Annotated in this window: 15 protein-coding genes and 1 tRNA gene; 2 read left to right on the plus strand and 14 right to left on the minus strand. The window is 72.4% G+C overall.

Annotated features, from left to right (window positions below):
• Positions 1-47: 47 nt before the first annotated feature.
• The 11 genes from yajC to pgsA all read right to left on the minus strand — a co-directional run bounded on the left by yajC (position 48) and on the right by pgsA (position 8,913).
• Complete coding sequence (gene yajC / locus JK356_RS11520; RefSeq protein WP_201867562.1) at positions 48-491, minus strand: preprotein translocase subunit YajC; 444 nt, start codon at positions 489-491, stop codon at positions 48-50.
• Between the two features lie 161 nt (positions 492-652).
• Positions 653-1,735, minus strand: coding sequence for a Holliday junction branch migration DNA helicase RuvB (gene ruvB / locus JK356_RS11525; protein WP_201867563.1), 1,083 nt, complete (start codon positions 1,733-1,735; stop codon positions 653-655).
• A 27-nt stretch (positions 1,736-1,762) separates the two neighbouring features.
• On the minus strand, positions 1,763-2,377 hold the full coding sequence (gene ruvA, locus JK356_RS11530) for a Holliday junction branch migration protein RuvA (protein ID WP_201867564.1): 615 nt from the start codon (positions 2,375-2,377) through the stop codon (positions 1,763-1,765).
• Positions 2,374-2,943, minus strand: coding sequence for a crossover junction endodeoxyribonuclease RuvC (gene ruvC / locus JK356_RS11535; protein ID WP_201867565.1), 570 nt, complete (start codon positions 2,941-2,943; stop codon positions 2,374-2,376). The genes ruvA and ruvC overlap by 4 nt, the downstream gene beginning before the upstream one ends.
• A gap of 106 nt (positions 2,944-3,049) precedes the next feature.
• The gene (locus JK356_RS11540) at positions 3,050-3,802 is read right to left on the minus strand and encodes a YebC/PmpR family DNA-binding transcriptional regulator (protein WP_201867566.1); all 753 of its coding nucleotides are present in this window, start codon (positions 3,800-3,802) and stop codon (positions 3,050-3,052) included.
• 56 nt (positions 3,803-3,858) lie between these two features.
• Positions 3,859-4,452: a pyridoxal 5'-phosphate synthase glutaminase subunit PdxT gene (pdxT, locus tag JK356_RS11545; RefSeq protein WP_201867567.1), complete on the minus strand. Its 594-nt coding sequence runs from the start codon at positions 4,450-4,452 to the stop codon at positions 3,859-3,861.
• An 11-nt stretch (positions 4,453-4,463) separates the two neighbouring features.
• Positions 4,464-5,378, minus strand: coding sequence for a pyridoxal 5'-phosphate synthase lyase subunit PdxS (pdxS, locus tag JK356_RS11550; RefSeq protein ID WP_201867568.1), 915 nt, complete (start codon positions 5,376-5,378; stop codon positions 4,464-4,466).
• A 184-nt stretch (positions 5,379-5,562) separates the two neighbouring features.
• The gene (locus tag JK356_RS11555) at positions 5,563-6,135 is read right to left on the minus strand and encodes a hypothetical protein (protein WP_201867569.1); all 573 of its coding nucleotides are present in this window, start codon (positions 6,133-6,135) and stop codon (positions 5,563-5,565) included.
• Complete coding sequence (locus JK356_RS11560; protein ID WP_201867570.1) at positions 6,132-7,349, minus strand: glycosyltransferase family 4 protein; 1,218 nt, start codon at positions 7,347-7,349, stop codon at positions 6,132-6,134. The genes JK356_RS11555 and JK356_RS11560 overlap by 4 nt, the downstream gene beginning before the upstream one ends.
• Entirely contained in the window at positions 7,346-8,242 is an 897-nt protein-coding gene (locus JK356_RS11565; RefSeq protein ID WP_201867571.1) for a phosphatidylinositol mannoside acyltransferase, read from the minus strand. Before JK356_RS11565 ends, JK356_RS11560 begins: the two co-directional genes overlap by 4 nt.
• Complete coding sequence (gene pgsA / locus JK356_RS11570) at positions 8,239-8,913, minus strand: phosphatidylinositol phosphate synthase (protein WP_201867572.1); 675 nt, start codon at positions 8,911-8,913, stop codon at positions 8,239-8,241. The genes JK356_RS11565 and pgsA overlap by 4 nt, the downstream gene beginning before the upstream one ends.
• 248 nt (positions 8,914-9,161) lie before the next feature.
• Between pgsA and JK356_RS11575 the strand changes: the two genes are divergently transcribed.
• Positions 9,162-10,838, plus strand: coding sequence for a hypothetical protein (locus JK356_RS11575; protein WP_201867573.1), 1,677 nt, complete (start codon positions 9,162-9,164; stop codon positions 10,836-10,838).
• 9 nt (positions 10,839-10,847) lie between these two features.
• Here JK356_RS11575 and JK356_RS11580 read toward each other — a convergent pair whose 3' ends face one another.
• The 3 genes from JK356_RS11580 to JK356_RS11590 all read right to left on the minus strand — a co-directional run bounded on the left by JK356_RS11580 (position 10,848) and on the right by JK356_RS11590 (position 13,661).
• Positions 10,848-11,405, minus strand: coding sequence for an HIT domain-containing protein (locus JK356_RS11580; RefSeq protein ID WP_201867574.1), 558 nt, complete (start codon positions 11,403-11,405; stop codon positions 10,848-10,850).
• Positions 11,406-11,437: 32 nt separating this feature from the next.
• A complete protein-coding gene (gene thrS, locus JK356_RS11585) occupies positions 11,438-13,417 on the minus strand; it encodes a threonine--tRNA ligase (RefSeq protein WP_201867575.1) in 1,980 nt (659 codons plus the stop codon).
• A 172-nt stretch (positions 13,418-13,589) separates the two neighbouring features.
• Positions 13,590-13,661 (minus strand) — tRNA-Val (locus JK356_RS11590).
• A 524-nt stretch (positions 13,662-14,185) separates the two neighbouring features.
• Between JK356_RS11590 and JK356_RS11595 the strand changes: the two genes are divergently transcribed.
• A complete protein-coding gene (locus tag JK356_RS11595) occupies positions 14,186-14,599 on the plus strand; it encodes an SsgA family sporulation/cell division regulator (RefSeq protein WP_201867576.1) in 414 nt (137 codons plus the stop codon).
• Positions 14,600-14,638 lie beyond the last annotated feature (39 nt).

Consider the following 14,638-nt stretch of genomic DNA (forward strand, 5'->3'; position numbering starts at 1 on the left):
GCGAGATTCCTCCTCCGTGAGGATCCGAAGCCCTTCTTCGTCGCCACTTACTTGGATCCGTTCTCTCCGTCGGTCCCTGAGTCGCGCTCGTCCGCCTCGTCCGTGCTGTCGTCACCGTCCTTCTCCAGGCGCGGCCCGTCCTGAGCGGTGCCCTCACCGGTCAGCGACGAGGCGTCGTCGGGAACGACGGGAGTGTCGTCCTCGGCCGGCTCGCCCGAGACGATGCGGTGGTACTCGTCCCCCTCCAGGACCGCGCCGATCGCGTTCTTGGCGTAGACCGCGTGGACGCCCGGCGCGACCTCCAGCAGCACGGTGTCCTCGCGGACCTCCTTGACGAGGGCGTACAGGCCGCCGATCGTGCGGACGCCCGTGCCTGGCTGCATTGCTTCACGCATCTCCATGACCTGGCGCTGCCGGTTCTTGGCAGACCGGGACATGAGGAACATGACGCCAATGAGCAGAAGGAACGGGAAGAGAATCGCGATATCCACGGCGAAGGAATGTCCTTGTGTGAGGCCGCTGAACGGCCTGGGTGTGCGGGGGCGGGTGCCGCCCGTGACGGGGCGGCGTCGGCGGAGTCTAAATGAGGCTGCGCCGGGGGAACAACGTGCACGATGTTATCGGAGTTCCGTCACGGGAGAATTCCACTGCGTCACGCCCCGAACAGTCCGGGTTGTCCCCCGCCGCCGGCGGACGGCGGCGTGAGCCCGAGATGGCGCCAGGCGGCCGGGGTGGCGACCCGTCCGCGCGGCGTACGGGCCAGCAGCCCCTCGCGGACGAGAAACGGCTCGGCAACCTCCTCGACGGTCTCGCGCTCCTCCCCCACGGCGACGGCCAGGGTGGACAGCCCCACCGGGCCGCCGCCGAAGAGGCGCAGCAGCGCGTCGAGGACGGCCCGGTCGAGCCGGTCCAGGCCCCGCTCGTCCACCTCGTACACGGCCAGGGCGCGTGCGGCGATCTCCCGCGTGATCACGCCGTCGGCCCGGACCTGGGCGTAGTCCCGCACCCGGCGCAGCAGCCGGTTGGCGATGCGGGGCGTGCCGCGGGAGCGGCCGGCGATCTCGGCGGCGCCGTCACTGGTGACGGCCACGTCCAGCAGCCGGGCGGAGCGGCGCACCACCTGTTCCAGCTCTTCCGGCTCGTAGAACTCCATGTGGCCGGTGAAGCCGAAGCGGTCCCGCAGCGGCGGCGGCAGCAGCCCGGCCCGGGTGGTGGCGCCGACGAGGGTGAAGGGGGGCAGTTCCAGGGGGATGGCGGTGGCGCCGGGGCCCTTGCCGACGACGACGTCGACGCGGAAGTCCTCCATCGCCATGTACAGCATCTCCTCGGCGGGACGGGACATCCGGTGGATCTCGTCGAGGAAGAGCACCTCGCCCTCGGAGAGGGAGGACAGCAGCGAGGCCAGGTCACCGGCGTGCTGGATGGCCGGGCCCGAGGTGACGCGCAGCGGGGCGCCCATCTCCGCGGCGATGATCATGGACAGCGTCGTCTTGCCGAGGCCGGGGGCGCCGGAGAGCAGCACGTGGTCCGCGGTCCCGCCGCGGGCACGCGCCGCGCGCAGCACCAGGTCGAGCTGCTCGCGCACCTTGGCCTGGCCGATGAACTCGCTGAGGTCGCGCGGCCGCAGCGCGGCCTCGACGGCCCGGTCCTCGCCGTCGGCCTCGGCGCCGACGAGGCGCTCGGGGGCGGCACGGGAGGCGGCGGGGGTGTGCGTGAGGTCGTCGTCCCGGGTCATGGGGGATCACTCCTGGCGTGGGCCGCGTCAGCGGGAGCGGTTGAGCGTGCGCAGGGCGGCGCGCAGCAGGTCGGGCACGGAGGGCTGGCCGTCCGCCGCCTCCGCCTGGGCGGCGACGGCCTCGACCGCCTCGTCCGCCTGCCGGGGCGCGTACCCCAGGCCGGTCAGCGCGCTGTGCACCTGCTCGCGCCAGCCGGAGGCGGCCGCCGGGGCCGGGCCGGCCGGCGGCACGGCGGCCGCCGGCTCGCCGAGGCGGCCGGCCAGCTCCAGCAGGAGCTTCTGCGCGCCCTTCTTGCCGATACCGGGCACGGCGGTCAGCGCCTTCTCGTCGCCCTCGGCGACCGCGCGGCGCAGCGCGTCCGGCGTGTGCACCGCGAGCATGGCCTGCGCCAGCCGGGGCCCGACGCCGCTGGCGGTCTGGAGCAGCTCGAACACCTGCCGCTCGTCGTCCGTGGCGAAGCCGTACAGCGTCAGGGAGTCCTCGCGCACGACGAGCGACGTGGCCAGGCGGGCCTGCTCTCCCACCCGCAGCCCGGCGAGGGTGCCGGGCGTGCACTGCACCGCGAAGCCGACGCCGCCGACCTCCACGACGGCGCTGTCCGGCCCGAGCGCGGCGACCGGGCCCGAAACAAAGGCGATCATGTCGGGGGCGTGCCCTTCCTGGGAATGGTGCGGCGGACGCCGGGCACAGCGGCACCGCGGACGGCGGCGGACGCCGACCGGAGCCTGGCCTGGGCCGGTGCCCGCCAGACGTGGCAGATGGCCAGCGCCAGCGCGTCGGCCGCGTCGGCGGGGCGCGGCGGGGCGTCGAGCCGCAGCAGCCGCGTGATCATGGCGCCCACCTGGTCCTTGCCCGCACTGCCGCTGCCGGTGACGGCGGCCTTGACCTCGCTGGGCGTGTGCAGCGCGACGGGAAGCCCGCGCCGGGCGGCGCAGAGCATGGCCACCGCACCCGCCTGCGCCGTGCCCATCACGGTGCGGACGTTGTGCTGGCTGAAGACACGCTCGACGGCGACGGCGTCGGGCCGGTGCGTCTCAAGCCACTCCTCAACGCCCCGCTCGATGCCCAGCAGCCGCCGGTGCGTCTCCTCGTCGGGCGGGGTACGGACGACCCCGGCCGCGACCATGCGCAGCGCGCGGCCGGGGAGGCCGTCCACCACGCCGATGCCGCAGCGGGTCAGCCCCGGGTCCACGCCAAGTACCCGCATGGCTCTCCTCGCTCGCCGGTCCGATCCTGTTCGCCGCAGGCTACCGGCGGGCACCGACAACGCCCGTGCGGGGCGCCGCCGGCCGGGCGCGCGGAGCGGGCAGGGCTCAGGCGCCGACCTTCGCCATGACGTCGTCGGGGACGTCGAAGTTGGCGAAGACGTTCTGCACGTCGTCGCTGTCCTCCAGCGCCTCGATCAGCCGGAAGATCTTCTTCGCGCCTTCCTCGTCGAGTTCGACCTGCATGGTGGGCACGAAGCTGTTCTCGGCCGAGTCGTAGTCGATCCCGGCCTCCTGCAGGGCGGTGCGCACCGCGACGAGGTCGCTGGCCTCGCTGATCACCTCGAAGGACTCGCCGAGGTCATTGACCTCCTCGGCGCCGGCGTCGAGGACCGCGCCGAGCACGTCGTCCTCGGTCTGCCCGTTCTTGGGCACGATGACGACGCCCTTGCGGTTGAACAGGTAGGACACCGAACCGGGGTCGGCCATCGATCCGCCGTTGCGCGTCATGGCGACGCGCACGTCGGAGGCGGCGCGGTTGCGGTTGTCAGTGAGGCACTCGATGAGGATCGCGACGCCGTTGGGCCCGTAGCCCTCGTACATGATCGTCTGGTAATCGGCGCCACCCGCCTCGAGTCCGGCGCCGCGCTTGACGGCGCGCTCGATGTTGGCGTTCGGGACGGAGCTCTTCTTGGCCTTCTGAATGGCGTCGTAGAGCGTCGGGTTGCCCTCCGGGTCGGGGCCGCCCAAGCGGGCCGCGACCTCGACATTCTTGATCAGCTTGGCGAAGAGCTTCCCCCGCTTGGCGTCGATCACCGCTTTCTTGTGCTTGGTGGTTGCCCACTTAGAGTGGCCGGACACAGCCCATGCTCCTTCGATGTCGCGACGTCGGGGGACCCGCCGATCTTACCGGGAGCTCACGGGCGCGCCTCGCGCACCATATCCGCGAAAAGCCGGTGGACCCGGTGGTCGCCGGTGAGTTCGGGGTGGAAGGCGGTGGCGAGCAGACGCCCCTGGCGCACGGCGACGGCGTGCCCGCCGTAGACGGCGAGCGGCTCGGCCCCCGCGCCGGTGGACTCGACCCAGGGCGCCCTGATGAACACGCCCTGCACCGGGCCGCCTTCGATGCCGGTGACGTCAAGCGCCGCCTCGAACGACTCGTTCTGGCGCCCGAAGGCGTTACGCCGCACGATCATGTCGATGCCGCCGATGGTCTCCTGGCCCGCGCGCGGGTCGAGGATCTTGTCGGCGAGCATGATCATGCCGGCGCACGAGCCGTAGGCGGGCATGCCCGCCGCGACGCGCGCCCGCAGCGGCTCCATGAGGCCGAACGCGCTGGCCAGCTTGGAGATCGTGGTGGACTCGCCGCCGGGGATAACCAGGCCGTCCACCGCGGCCAGCTCCTCGGGCCGGCGCACGGACTCGGCCCGCGCGCCGGCCGCGGTGAGCGCGGCGAGATGTTCCCTGACGTCGCCCTGCAGGGCCAGCACGCCGATGCGCGGAGCGGACACGGCGCCCCCGCTCACCAGCCGCGCGAGGCGTAGCGCTCGGCCTCGGGCAGCGTGTCGACGTTGATGCCGACCATGGCCTCGCCGAGACCGCGCGAGACGTCGGCGATGACCTTGGGGTCGTCGTAGAAGGTGGTGGCCTTCACGATCGCGGCGGCGCGCTGGGCCGGGTCGCCGGACTTGAAGATGCCGGAGCCGACGAAGACGCCCTCCGCGCCGAGCTGCCGCATCAGGGCGGCGTCCGCGGGCGTGGCCACGCCGCCGGCGGAGAACAGCACCACGGGCAGCTTGCCGAGCTCGGCGACCTCGCTGACCAGCTCGTAGGGGGCGCGCAGCTCCTTGGCCGCGGCGTACAGCTCGTGCCGGTCCAGGCCCCGCAGGCGGGCGATGTCGCCCTTGATGCGCCGCAGGTGGCGGACGGCCTCCACGACGTTGCCGGTGCCGGCCTCGCCCTTGGAGCGGATCATGGCCGCGCCCTCGGAGATACGCCGCAGCGCCTCGCCGAGGTTGGTGGCGCCGCAGACGAAGGGCGTGGTGAACGCCCACTTGTCCGTGTGGTTGACCTCGTCGGCGGGGGTGAGGACCTCGGACTCGTCAATGTAGTCGACGCCGAGGGCCTGGAGCACCTGGGCCTCGACGATGTGCCCGATGCGGGACTTGGCCATCACCGGGATCGAGACGGCGTTGATGATGCTCTCGATCATGTCCGGGTCGGACATGCGGGCCACGCCGCCGTGGGCGCGGATGTCGGCGGGGACGCGCTCCAGCGCCATGACGGCCACGGCGCCCGCGTCCTCGGCGATCTTGGCCTGCTCGGGCGTGACGACGTCCATGATGACGCCGCCCTTGAGCTGCTCGGCCATCCCCCGCTTGACCCGGGCGGTGCCGGTCTCGGGGCCCTGCGGGGTACTGGGAGACGCGCTCGACATGCTGTTTCGACCTCACTCACGTGCTGGAAACGGTGGCGGCCGCGCGCCATGGCGTGCTTCCGGTGCCCAGCGTCCATGGTAGGCAGGCCCGCTGGCATACCCGGCGGGCTTTCCGGCGCCGCGGTGGCGCACCGTCATCCAGGAGAACGCGAAGTGGCCCCGGCGGGAAAGGGCCAATCGTCCCTCAGTGGCCTGGTCCGCCGCGGCTCTGGGCGTACTCCACCAGGGCGGGCGGCGGCTCGTCGTCCATCTCGAAGGCGAGGGGGGCGGGCGCGTGCCCGGCCAGCCGCAGCCAGCGCACGGTGCGGTGGCGGCGCAGCGCGCGGGCGGCGCGCACAGCGTCGTTGTGGAAGCGGCGGGCCATGGGCACGCGGCGCACGGCGGCCGTCAGCTCCGCGACGGTGTCCTCGCCGCCGGGTGCCTCGCCGACGGCCCGCACCTGTGCACCGTCCGCGAACACCGCGCGCAGCGCCTGGCTCAGCTCGCTCTCGGCGACCTCGCGCTGGTCGTCTTCCGCCAGCCGCGCCGCGTGCGCGGCCTGGTACAGCACCATCGACGCGGCCGGGTCGAACACGCCGGAGGTGGCGAGCTCCTGGGTGATGGAAGCCCGGCGCAGCAGCTGGGCGTCGAGAGCGGCCCGCGCGGCGTCGATGCGGGCGTGGAGCCGGTCGAGCCGGCCGGCGGTCCAGCTGAGGTAGACGGCCACCAGCAGCAGGGCAGCCGCGGAGCAGACGAGGATCCAGACGGGAGTGGTCACACGTCGCCTCCGCGGTCACGCGTCTGGTCACGGTCCCGGGCCTGGTCCCGGCCCAGGTCGCGGTGGAAGCCCAGGCGGCCCAGCAGTCCGGCGCGCTCATCGGGGGCGACCGCCCCGGCGCCGTCCCGGACGGTTTCGTAGACGGCGAGGATGTCGGAGCCCACGGTGGACCAGTCGTAGCGCCGCACGTGCACGCTGCCCCGCGCCCGCAGCTCTTCCCGCCGCGCCGGATCGCCCAGCAGCCGGACGGCGGCGTCGGCGAGGGCGTCGGCGTCCTCGTTGCGGAACAGCTCGCCGGCGCGTCCGCCGTCGAGGACCTGCGCGAACGCATCGAGGTCGCTGGCCAGCACGGGCGCGCCCGCGGACATGGCCTCGACGAGGATGATGCCGAAGCTCTCCCCGCCCGTGTTGGGGGCCACGTACAGGTCAACGCTCCGCAGCAGCCTGGCCTTGTCCTCGTCGCTGACCATGCCGAGGAACTCCACGCGGCGGCGCGCCTCCTCCGGCAGCCCGGCCACGGCCTGCTGCTCGTCCCCCCGGCCCGCGACCAGCAGCCGGGCCCCGGGGTGCGCGGCCAGGATGGCGGGCAGCGCGCGCATGAGCACCGGCAGGCCCTTGCGGGGCTCGTCGATCCGGCCGATGAAGCCGATGGTCTGGCCCTGCCACTCGGCCTTGGGCTCGGCGCCGGCGAAGAAGGAGACGTCGACGCCGTTGGGGATGACGACGGCGTCGCCCCCCAGATGCTCGACGAGGGTGCGGCGGGCGTACTCGCTGACAGCGATGCGGGCACTGATCTTCTCCAGCGCCGGCTGCAGGATCGGGTAGGCCGCGATCATGGCCCGGGAGCGGGGGTTGGAGGTGTGGAACGTGCCGACGATCGGGCCGCGCGCCGCCCAGCAGGTCAGCAGCGCCAGCGAGGGGGCGGCCGGCTCGTGGATGTGCAGCACGTCGAAGTCGCCCTCATGCACCCAGCGGCGGGCGCGGGCGGCCGAGAGGAAGCCGAAGTTGAGCCGGGCCACGGACCCGTTGTAGGGGACGGGCACGGCACGCCCGGCGGAGACGACGTACGGGGGCAGCGGGGTGTCGTCGTCGGCGGGGGCGAGCACGGAGACGTCGTGGCCGCGCCGGGTGAGGTGCTCGGCCAGGTCGCGCACGTGGAACTGGACGCCGCCGGGCACGTCCCAGGAGTACGGGCAGACGATGCCGATTCTCATGCGCCGTGCCCCCCGTCCCGGTCCGGCCACAGCCGCTGCAGCATGTGCCAGTCCTGCGGGTGGCGGGAGATGCCCGCGGCGAAGCTGTCGGCGACGGCCTGTGTCATCACCCGCGCCTTCTCGGCCCGGGTCCCGGCCTCGGGGACCGCGACGGGCGGGTGGACGCGGCCGCGCATCACGGGCGGGTCGTCGTACCACAGGGTGACCGGCAGCAGCGCCGCGCCCGTGTGCAGGGCCAGCATGGCGGGTCCGGCCGGCATGCGGGCCGTCTCGCCGAAGAACGTCACCTCGGTGCCGGAGGCGGACAGGTCACGGTCGGCGACCAGGCAGACCAGGCCGCCCTTGCGGAGCCGCCGGGAGAGCGCCCCGAACGCCGTGCCGCCGTTGTGCGGCAGCACCTCCATGCCGAGGCCCTCGCGGTAGGCGACGAAACGGTCGTAGAGGCTCTCGGGCCGCAGCCGTTCGGCGACGGTGGTGAACGGGACACCGAGCTCGGTGACGACCCAGGCACCGGCCAGGTCCCAGTTGGCCATGTGCGGCAGCGCGAGGACGGCGCCGCGACCGGAGTCCAGGGCGTCGGTGAGCAGCTCGACGCCCTCGGGCGCGAAGCTGGCGCGGATGCGTGCGGCGCTCATCACGGGCAGCCGGAAGGACTCCATCCAGTACCGCAGGTAGGAGCGCATACCGGCGCGCGAGAGGGCGCGCAGCTCCTCGGGCGTCGCGTCCCGGCGCACACGCGCCAGGTTGTGTTCCAGGCGCCGGACGCCCGCGCCGCGGCGCCGCCAGGCCGCGTCGGCGACGCGGCGGCCGAGCGCCCGGGCGGCGGGCTCGGGCAGGCGCTTGACCGCGCCCCAGCCGAGCCCGTACAGCGCATCGACCGCCTGTTCTCTCATGCCTGCCCGCTCCCCTGATCGGCTTCGGACTGCTCCCGGGCGTCGGCCTCGGCGGCCTCGCGCCGGACGGTGACCACCCGCTGGACGAGGGTGATGAGGCTGCCGGCAGCCACGGTCCACAGGGCGATGGGCAGCAGCACGTCGATGTGCGGCACACCGAAGGTCTTCTCGAATCCGGCGAACCCGGTCAGGACAAGCGTGATCACCAGCCGCTCGGCCCGCTCCACCAGGCCGTTGACGCTCACCGGCAGGCCGATGCTCTGGCCGCGCGCCTTGGTATAGGAGACGACCTGCCCGCTGGCCAGGCAGAAGAGCGTGACCGCGCACAACATCTGGTCGTCGCCGTCCCCGGCGTACCACAGGGCGATGCCGGAGAAGACCGCCGCGTCGGCGAGCCGGTCGAGCGTGGAGTCCAGGAACGCGCCCCAGCGGCTGGAGGCGCCCGACTGGCGCGCCATATTCCCGTCGACCAGGTCGGAGAACACGAACAGCGTGATCACGACGGTGCCCCAGAAGAACTCGCCGCGCGGGTAGAAGGCCAGGGCCCCCGTCATCACTCCCGCCGTGCCGAAGAGCGTCACCGCGTCGGGGCTCACCCCCAGCCTCAGCAGCAGGGCGGCGAACGGCGTGAGGACACGCGTGAAGAAAGCACGCGCGTACTTGTTGAGCATGTCCTTCCCAGGGGTCGCAGCGGGCCGCACCGCGTCGGGCGGCTACCGGCAGGTGCCCATCGTAGCCACGCCCCCGCCGGCGCCTGACAGGCCCTAAGCTGATGCCACCGGCCCGCGTCCCGGTGGCGCCCCGCGCCCGGGGAGGGTTGCCCGGCGGGCGGGCCGGGAACGGGCCAGACGGTGAGGCGTGACGGCAGTGGCGCGCGCGGACGCGGCGCGGCCGGATGAGGTCAGGACTGGGGGTAGGGATGGCGGGGCTGGACGACCTGCGGAACGCCGCGGGCGTGGACTTCGACTTCGCGCCGGGCGCCCAGGTGCCGCTCTCCGGGGCAACGCAGGGAGGCAGCGGGCTCAGCCAGGCGATCGCGTCGGTCGCCTACCGCGACTCGCCGCCCGAGGAGATCCGCGAGCCGAACGACGGGGCCTCGGTCAGCAAGGGCAAGTTCTCCCTGCTGGAACCGGACCTGGGCGAGGCGTTCACCCGCGCCATCGAGCAGCGCATGCTGGGCGATGGCCGCAAGCCGCTGATCCAGTCCTTCGGCGTGGAACCGCAGACCGTGGTGGAGCACTGCCTGGCGGCCAAGCGGCTGCGGCGGCAGCGGGACCGGCGGCTCACGCTGATCATGGTGTCATTCGGGCTGCTGTTCCTGCCCGGCGTGCTGGTGTGGCTGGGCCTGTTCCAGCTGCGGCGCACGTTCGCGGGTTCCAAGGACCGCCGGGCCGGGATCCTGGGGCAGCTGGCGCTGGCCGCGCTTGCGGTGCTGATCGTGCTGGCGGTGCTGCGGCTGCCGCTCACCGGTATTCCCCGCATCTACTCGCTGGTCGTGCTGCCCGCCCCGGTCCTGGGCTGGTACTGGGCGCGCGGTATCTGCGAGCGGACGGCGAAGACGCTGCGCGCGCACTGGGACCAGCTCGCGGGCGGCGGCGGCAGCGGCGCCCGGATCCCTGAGGCCGTGCCGAAGAACCCGAACGACGCGGACGCCGAGCGGCTGCGGGTCGGTCTCGCCAAGCTGGCGGCCGAGCAGAGCAGCAACCTGGTCTTCTACGCCGGGCCCAAGGGGATACTCGGCATGGGCGTCCGCTGGGGCAGCTGGCAGCTCGCGGAGGAGCTGCGCCCGGCCGACCCGAACCGCGACATCGACCCGTTCCGCTCCTGGGACGTGGCGCGGGCCATCCACGACCGGCTCAAGCTGCTGGAGCGCGGCCCGCTGCACACCGGCGGTTTCCCCACGCCGTCGGTCGTCCACTGGGTGGTGCGGCATGTCGGCGAGGGCGCGACCGAGGTCTCCCGGCCCGAGGGCCCGACCGCGGACGGCTACAGCATCAGCGCCATCGAGGTCCAGCGGATCTGCAACGAGGACCAGTACGACAGCAACGACCGCCACTACGTGGGCGTGCAGTTCGTGCTCTGGGGCGGCGAGCTGGTGGTGACGATGATGATCAACGTCACCGTCCTGCACCACACGCTGCGGATCGAGGTGACGGGCCACGCGCTCGGCCCGCTGCACGGCTTCTTCCGCAAGAAGCCCGGCGGGAAGTCCAAGAAGGTGCGTCACCCGCTCAAGTTCTGGAAGACCGTGGACCGGCCGCTGCCGCTGGTGGACGCCAAGGAAGCGGTGCGGCTGGCGGCCCGGGCGCCGCTGACGTGGTTCCCCAAGCAGCTCGACAAGTGGGGCGGCACGGTCGCGCTGCCCGAGCCGTTCGGCCTGCGGCATACCTGGGCCACCTCGCCGTGGCGGCACCGCTTCATGGTCGACGACGTGCTGCGCACCGCCACCCCCGTGCTGCGGGTGACGCACGCCGCCGCGCTGCGGGTGCTGAAGGAGCACGGCGTGGACATCGCGCCGTTCGAGGCGCGGGCCCAGGCCCTCAGCGGGCAGGTGCAGGCGGCCGATCCCAAGAAGGCGGACGAGTACCCGATGTGAGCCGGCCGGTCAGGCGGGCCACGCCTCGGCCAGCATCCGCCGGGTGTCGCCGAGCAGCTGCGGCAGCACCTTGGTCTGGCCTACGACCGGCATGAAGTTGGCGTCGCCGCCCCACCGCGGCACCACGTGCTGGTGCAGGTGGGCAGCGATACCGGCGCCCGCGACAGCGCCCTGGTTCATGCCGATGTTGAAGCCGTGGGCCCCGGAGGCGGCGCGCAGCGCGGTCATGGCCTGCTTGGTCAGCTCCGCCAGCTCGGCCGTCTCCGGCGCGGTGAGGTCGGTGTAGTCGGCGACGTGCCGGTAGGGCACGACCATCAGGTGGCCCGGAGAGTACGGGTAGAGGTTGAGGACGGCGTACACCTGGTCGCCGCGGACGATGATGAGGCCGTCCTCGTCGCTCTTGCCGGGGATCGCGCAGAACGGGCAGCCATCGTCCGCTCCGGGACCGGTCGGCTTTCCCTCGCCCTTGATGTAGGCCATGCGGTGGGGCGTCCACAGGCGCTGGAAGCCGTCCGGGGTCCCCACACCGATCTGCTGCTCCGGCTCACTGCTCATGGCCGCCAGCATATGGCGTCACCGCAAGGGAGCGGCGCCCGGCGTCACACCTGGACGCGCCGCTCCACGGCCTCGGCGATCTCGCGCAGCGCCTCGGCGCGCGGGATGCCGTTCTTCTGCGAGCCGTCGCGGTAGCGGAAGCTGACCGCGCCCCGGGCCACGTCGTCGTCGCCCGCGATCACCATGAACGGCACCTTGGCCTTCTGGGCGTTGCGGATCTTCTTCTGCATGCGGTCGGCGGAGGTGTCCACCTCCATGCGCAGCCGCTGCTTCCTGGCCTCGGCGGCGAAGGACTCCAGGTACGGCACGTGGCTGTCGCCGACGGGGATGCCGACGGCCTGCACGGGGGCGAGCCAGGGCGGGAAGGCGCCGGCGTAGTGCTCCAGCAGGACGGCGAAGAACCGCTCGATGGAGCCGAACAGCGCGCGGTGCAGCATGACCGGGCGCTGCCGGGAGCCGTCGGGTGCCGTGTACTCCAGGCCAAACCGCTTCGGCTGCTGGAAGTCGACCTGGATGGTGGACATCTGCCAGGTGCGGCCGATGGCGTCCTTGGCCTGGACGGAGATCTTCGGCCCGTAGTAGGCGGCCCCGCCCGGGTCCAGGACGAGTTCCAGGCCCTGCTTCTCCGCCGCGCGGCGCAGGTACTCGGTGGCCTCGGCCCACTCCTCGGGCTCGCCCAGGAACTTGTCGGAGTCGTCTCGGGTGGACAGCTCCAGGTAGAAGTCGTTCAGGCCGTAGTCACGCAGCAGGTTGAGGACGAAGGTGAGCAGCCCGTCCAGCTCGTCGGGCATCTGCTCCTTCGTGCAGTAGATGTGCGAGTCGTCCTGGGTGAAACCCCGGGCCCGGGTCAGGCCGTGGACCACACCGGACTTCTCGAAACGGTAGACGGTGCCGAACTCGAAAAGCCGCAGCGGCAATTCCCGGTAGGACCGCCCGCGCGCCCGGAAAATCAGGTTGTGCATCGGGCAGTTCATTGCCTTGAGGTAATAGTCCTGTCCCTCGAATTCCATGGGAGGGAACATGGACTCGGCGTAGTTCGGCAGGTGCCCCGACGTCTCGAAGAGCTTGCGCTTCGTGATGTGCGGGGTGTTGACGAATTCGTAGCCCTCTTCCTCGTGGCGGCGCCGCGAGTACTCCTCCATGACGCGCCGCACGGTGCCGCCCTTGGGGTGGAATACCGCCAGGCCGGAGCCGAGTTCCTCCGGAATGGAGAACAGGTCCAGCTCGGCGCCCAGCCGCCGGTGGTCACGCTTCTCGGCCTCGGCGAGGAACGCCAGGTGGGCCTTCAGCTCGTCCCGGGTCGGCCACGCGGTGCCGTACACCCGCTGCAGCTGCGGGTTCTTCTCGCTGCCGCGCCAGTAGGCCGCCGCGCTGCGCATCAGCGAGAACGCGGGAATCAGCCGGGTGCTGGGCAGGTGCGGGCCGCGGCACAGGTCCTTCCAGCAGACCTCGCCCGAGCGCGGGTCGAGGTTGTCGTAGATGGTCAGCTCCCCGGCGCCGACCTCGGCCGAGGCGCCGTCGGCGGCCTGCCCCGCCGCGCCTTTGAGGCCGATCAGCTCCAGCTTGTAGGGCTCGTCGGCCAGTTCGGCGCGGGCCTCGTCGTCACTGACCACGCGGCGGGAGAACCGCTGGCCCTGCTTGATGATCTGCTGCATCCGCTTCTCGATGCGGCGCAGGTCCTCGGGCTGGAACGGCTCGCGGACGTCGAAGTCGTAGTAGAAGCCGTCCTTGATGGGCGGGCCGATGCCCAGCTTGGCCTCGGGGTACAGCTCCTGCACGGCCTGCGCGAGCACGTGCGCCGTGGAGTGGCGCAGGATGTCCAGGCCGTCGGGCGACCCGATCAGCACGGGCTCGACGACGTCGCCGTCGGCGAGCGGGTAGGACAGGTCACGCAGCTCGCCGCCCACGCGGGCGGCGACAACGGCGCGCTCGCCCTCGAAGAGCGCGGCGGCCGTCGTGCCCGTGGTCACCACACGCTCTTCCCGCTCGGAATCGCGCTGGAGGATCACACGGACTTCGGACACCGGTCTTCTCCTGACTCATGTGAGGGGGGCAGCGGTGCTGCCTCGGAAGGGCCGCGGCGGGCGCCGCGTAGCGCATCGTACCGGCCGCGCGACGGCGCCCGCGAAGGGGTAAGCGGCCGGGCACGGCACGCGAAAGGCCGGTCCGCCAAGGGACGGACCGGCCGGTTGCCGGTGGGCGATACTGGGATCGAACCAGTGACCTCTTCGGTGTGAACGAAGCGCTCTCCCGCTGAGCTAATCGCCCTTCAGGCCTGGCCTCGCGGCTCTTCGCCGCTCGGCACGGTGAGAACCATACAGGGCCACCGTCCGCCAGTCCAAATGGACTTCGCACGAGGCCGTCCGCACCCCGCTCCCGCGCCGCCGGGCGCCGTCCCCGGCACCGCCGCCCGCACCGCCTCCCCCTGCCGCTTTCCCCGCCGTCCCCCCGCCGTCCCCCCGCTCCGGCTGCCGGCCCCCGGCCGTCCCGGCACCGCGCCGCACGGTCCGGTCCGGCCGGCGGATTCACGGCCGGCGGGCGGGGTACCCGGCGGTGTCCACATCGTCCGCTCGCCGGCGGCGCAGCTCCCCTTCCGCCGCCCGGCACGGGTTTTTCTCATTCGCTATAGAACGATTCACGTCCGCCTTATCCGATCGAGAGACTGGTCCATTCGAATGATGTTATCCGGCACAATGATGCCGGAGGTGTTTACAACCGTCCCGCATGTGGCATGTCGATTTCGCCGACGTGCGAATCCCCGAGCGCACACTGAGCGAAAGGCCCTGGCGCTTATGAACACCACGGTCAGTTGCGAGCTGCATCTGCGCCTCGTTGTATCGAGCGATTCCTCGCTGCCTGTTCCCGCGGGGCTGCGGTATGACACGGCGGACCCCTACGCCGTCCACGCCACCTTCCACACCGGAGCGGAAGAAACCGTCGAGTGGGTTTTCGCCCGCGACCTGCTCGCCGAAGGTCTTCACCGGCCGACGGGCACCGGAGACGTGCGGGTGTGGCCCTCCCGCAGCCACGGGCAGGGCGTGGTGTGCATCGCCCTGAGTTCACCGGAGGGCGAGGCACTGCTGGAGGCTCCGGCCCGCGCCCTTGAGTCGTTCCTGAAGCGGACGGACGCCGCGGTGCCGCCCGGCACCGAGCACCGCCATTTCGATCTCGACACCGAGCTTTCCCACATTCTCGCGGAGAGCTGACAGACCCGCCGGTTCTCCGCGCCGTCTGACTCGGGGCGG

Origin of the sequence: Streptomyces sp. 7-21 (genome assembly GCF_016741785.1) — a bacterium.
Lineage (GTDB): Bacteria > Actinomycetota > Actinomycetes > Streptomycetales > Streptomycetaceae > Streptomyces.

Bases quoted from the DNA above. Each gene is read 5' to 3' on its own strand.
- JK356_RS11580 (WP_201867574.1), bottom strand. From the start codon at position 11,405: ATGCTGGCGGCCATGAGCAGTGAGCCGGAGCAGCAGATCGGTGTGGGG.
- JK356_RS11565 (WP_201867571.1), bottom strand. From the start codon at position 8,242: ATGAGAGAACAGGCGGTCGATGCGCTGTACGGGCTCGGCTGGGGCGCG.
- ruvB (WP_201867563.1), bottom strand. From the start codon at position 1,735: ATGACCCGGGACGACGACCTCACGCACACCCCCGCCGCCTCCCGTGCC.
- JK356_RS11560 (WP_201867570.1), bottom strand. From the start codon at position 7,349: ATGAGAATCGGCATCGTCTGCCCGTACTCCTGGGACGTGCCCGGCGGC.
- pgsA (WP_201867572.1), bottom strand. From the start codon at position 8,913: ATGCTCAACAAGTACGCGCGTGCTTTCTTCACGCGTGTCCTCACGCCG.
- pdxS (WP_201867568.1), bottom strand. From the start codon at position 5,378: ATGTCGAGCGCGTCTCCCAGTACCCCGCAGGGCCCCGAGACCGGCACC.
- JK356_RS11575 (WP_201867573.1), top strand. From the start codon at position 9,162: ATGGCGGGGCTGGACGACCTGCGGAACGCCGCGGGCGTGGACTTCGAC.
- JK356_RS11595 (WP_201867576.1), top strand. From the start codon at position 14,186: ATGAACACCACGGTCAGTTGCGAGCTGCATCTGCGCCTCGTTGTATCG.
- ruvA (WP_201867564.1), bottom strand. From the start codon at position 2,377: ATGATCGCCTTTGTTTCGGGCCCGGTCGCCGCGCTCGGGCCGGACAGC.
- ruvC (WP_201867565.1), bottom strand. From the start codon at position 2,943: ATGCGGGTACTTGGCGTGGACCCGGGGCTGACCCGCTGCGGCATCGGC.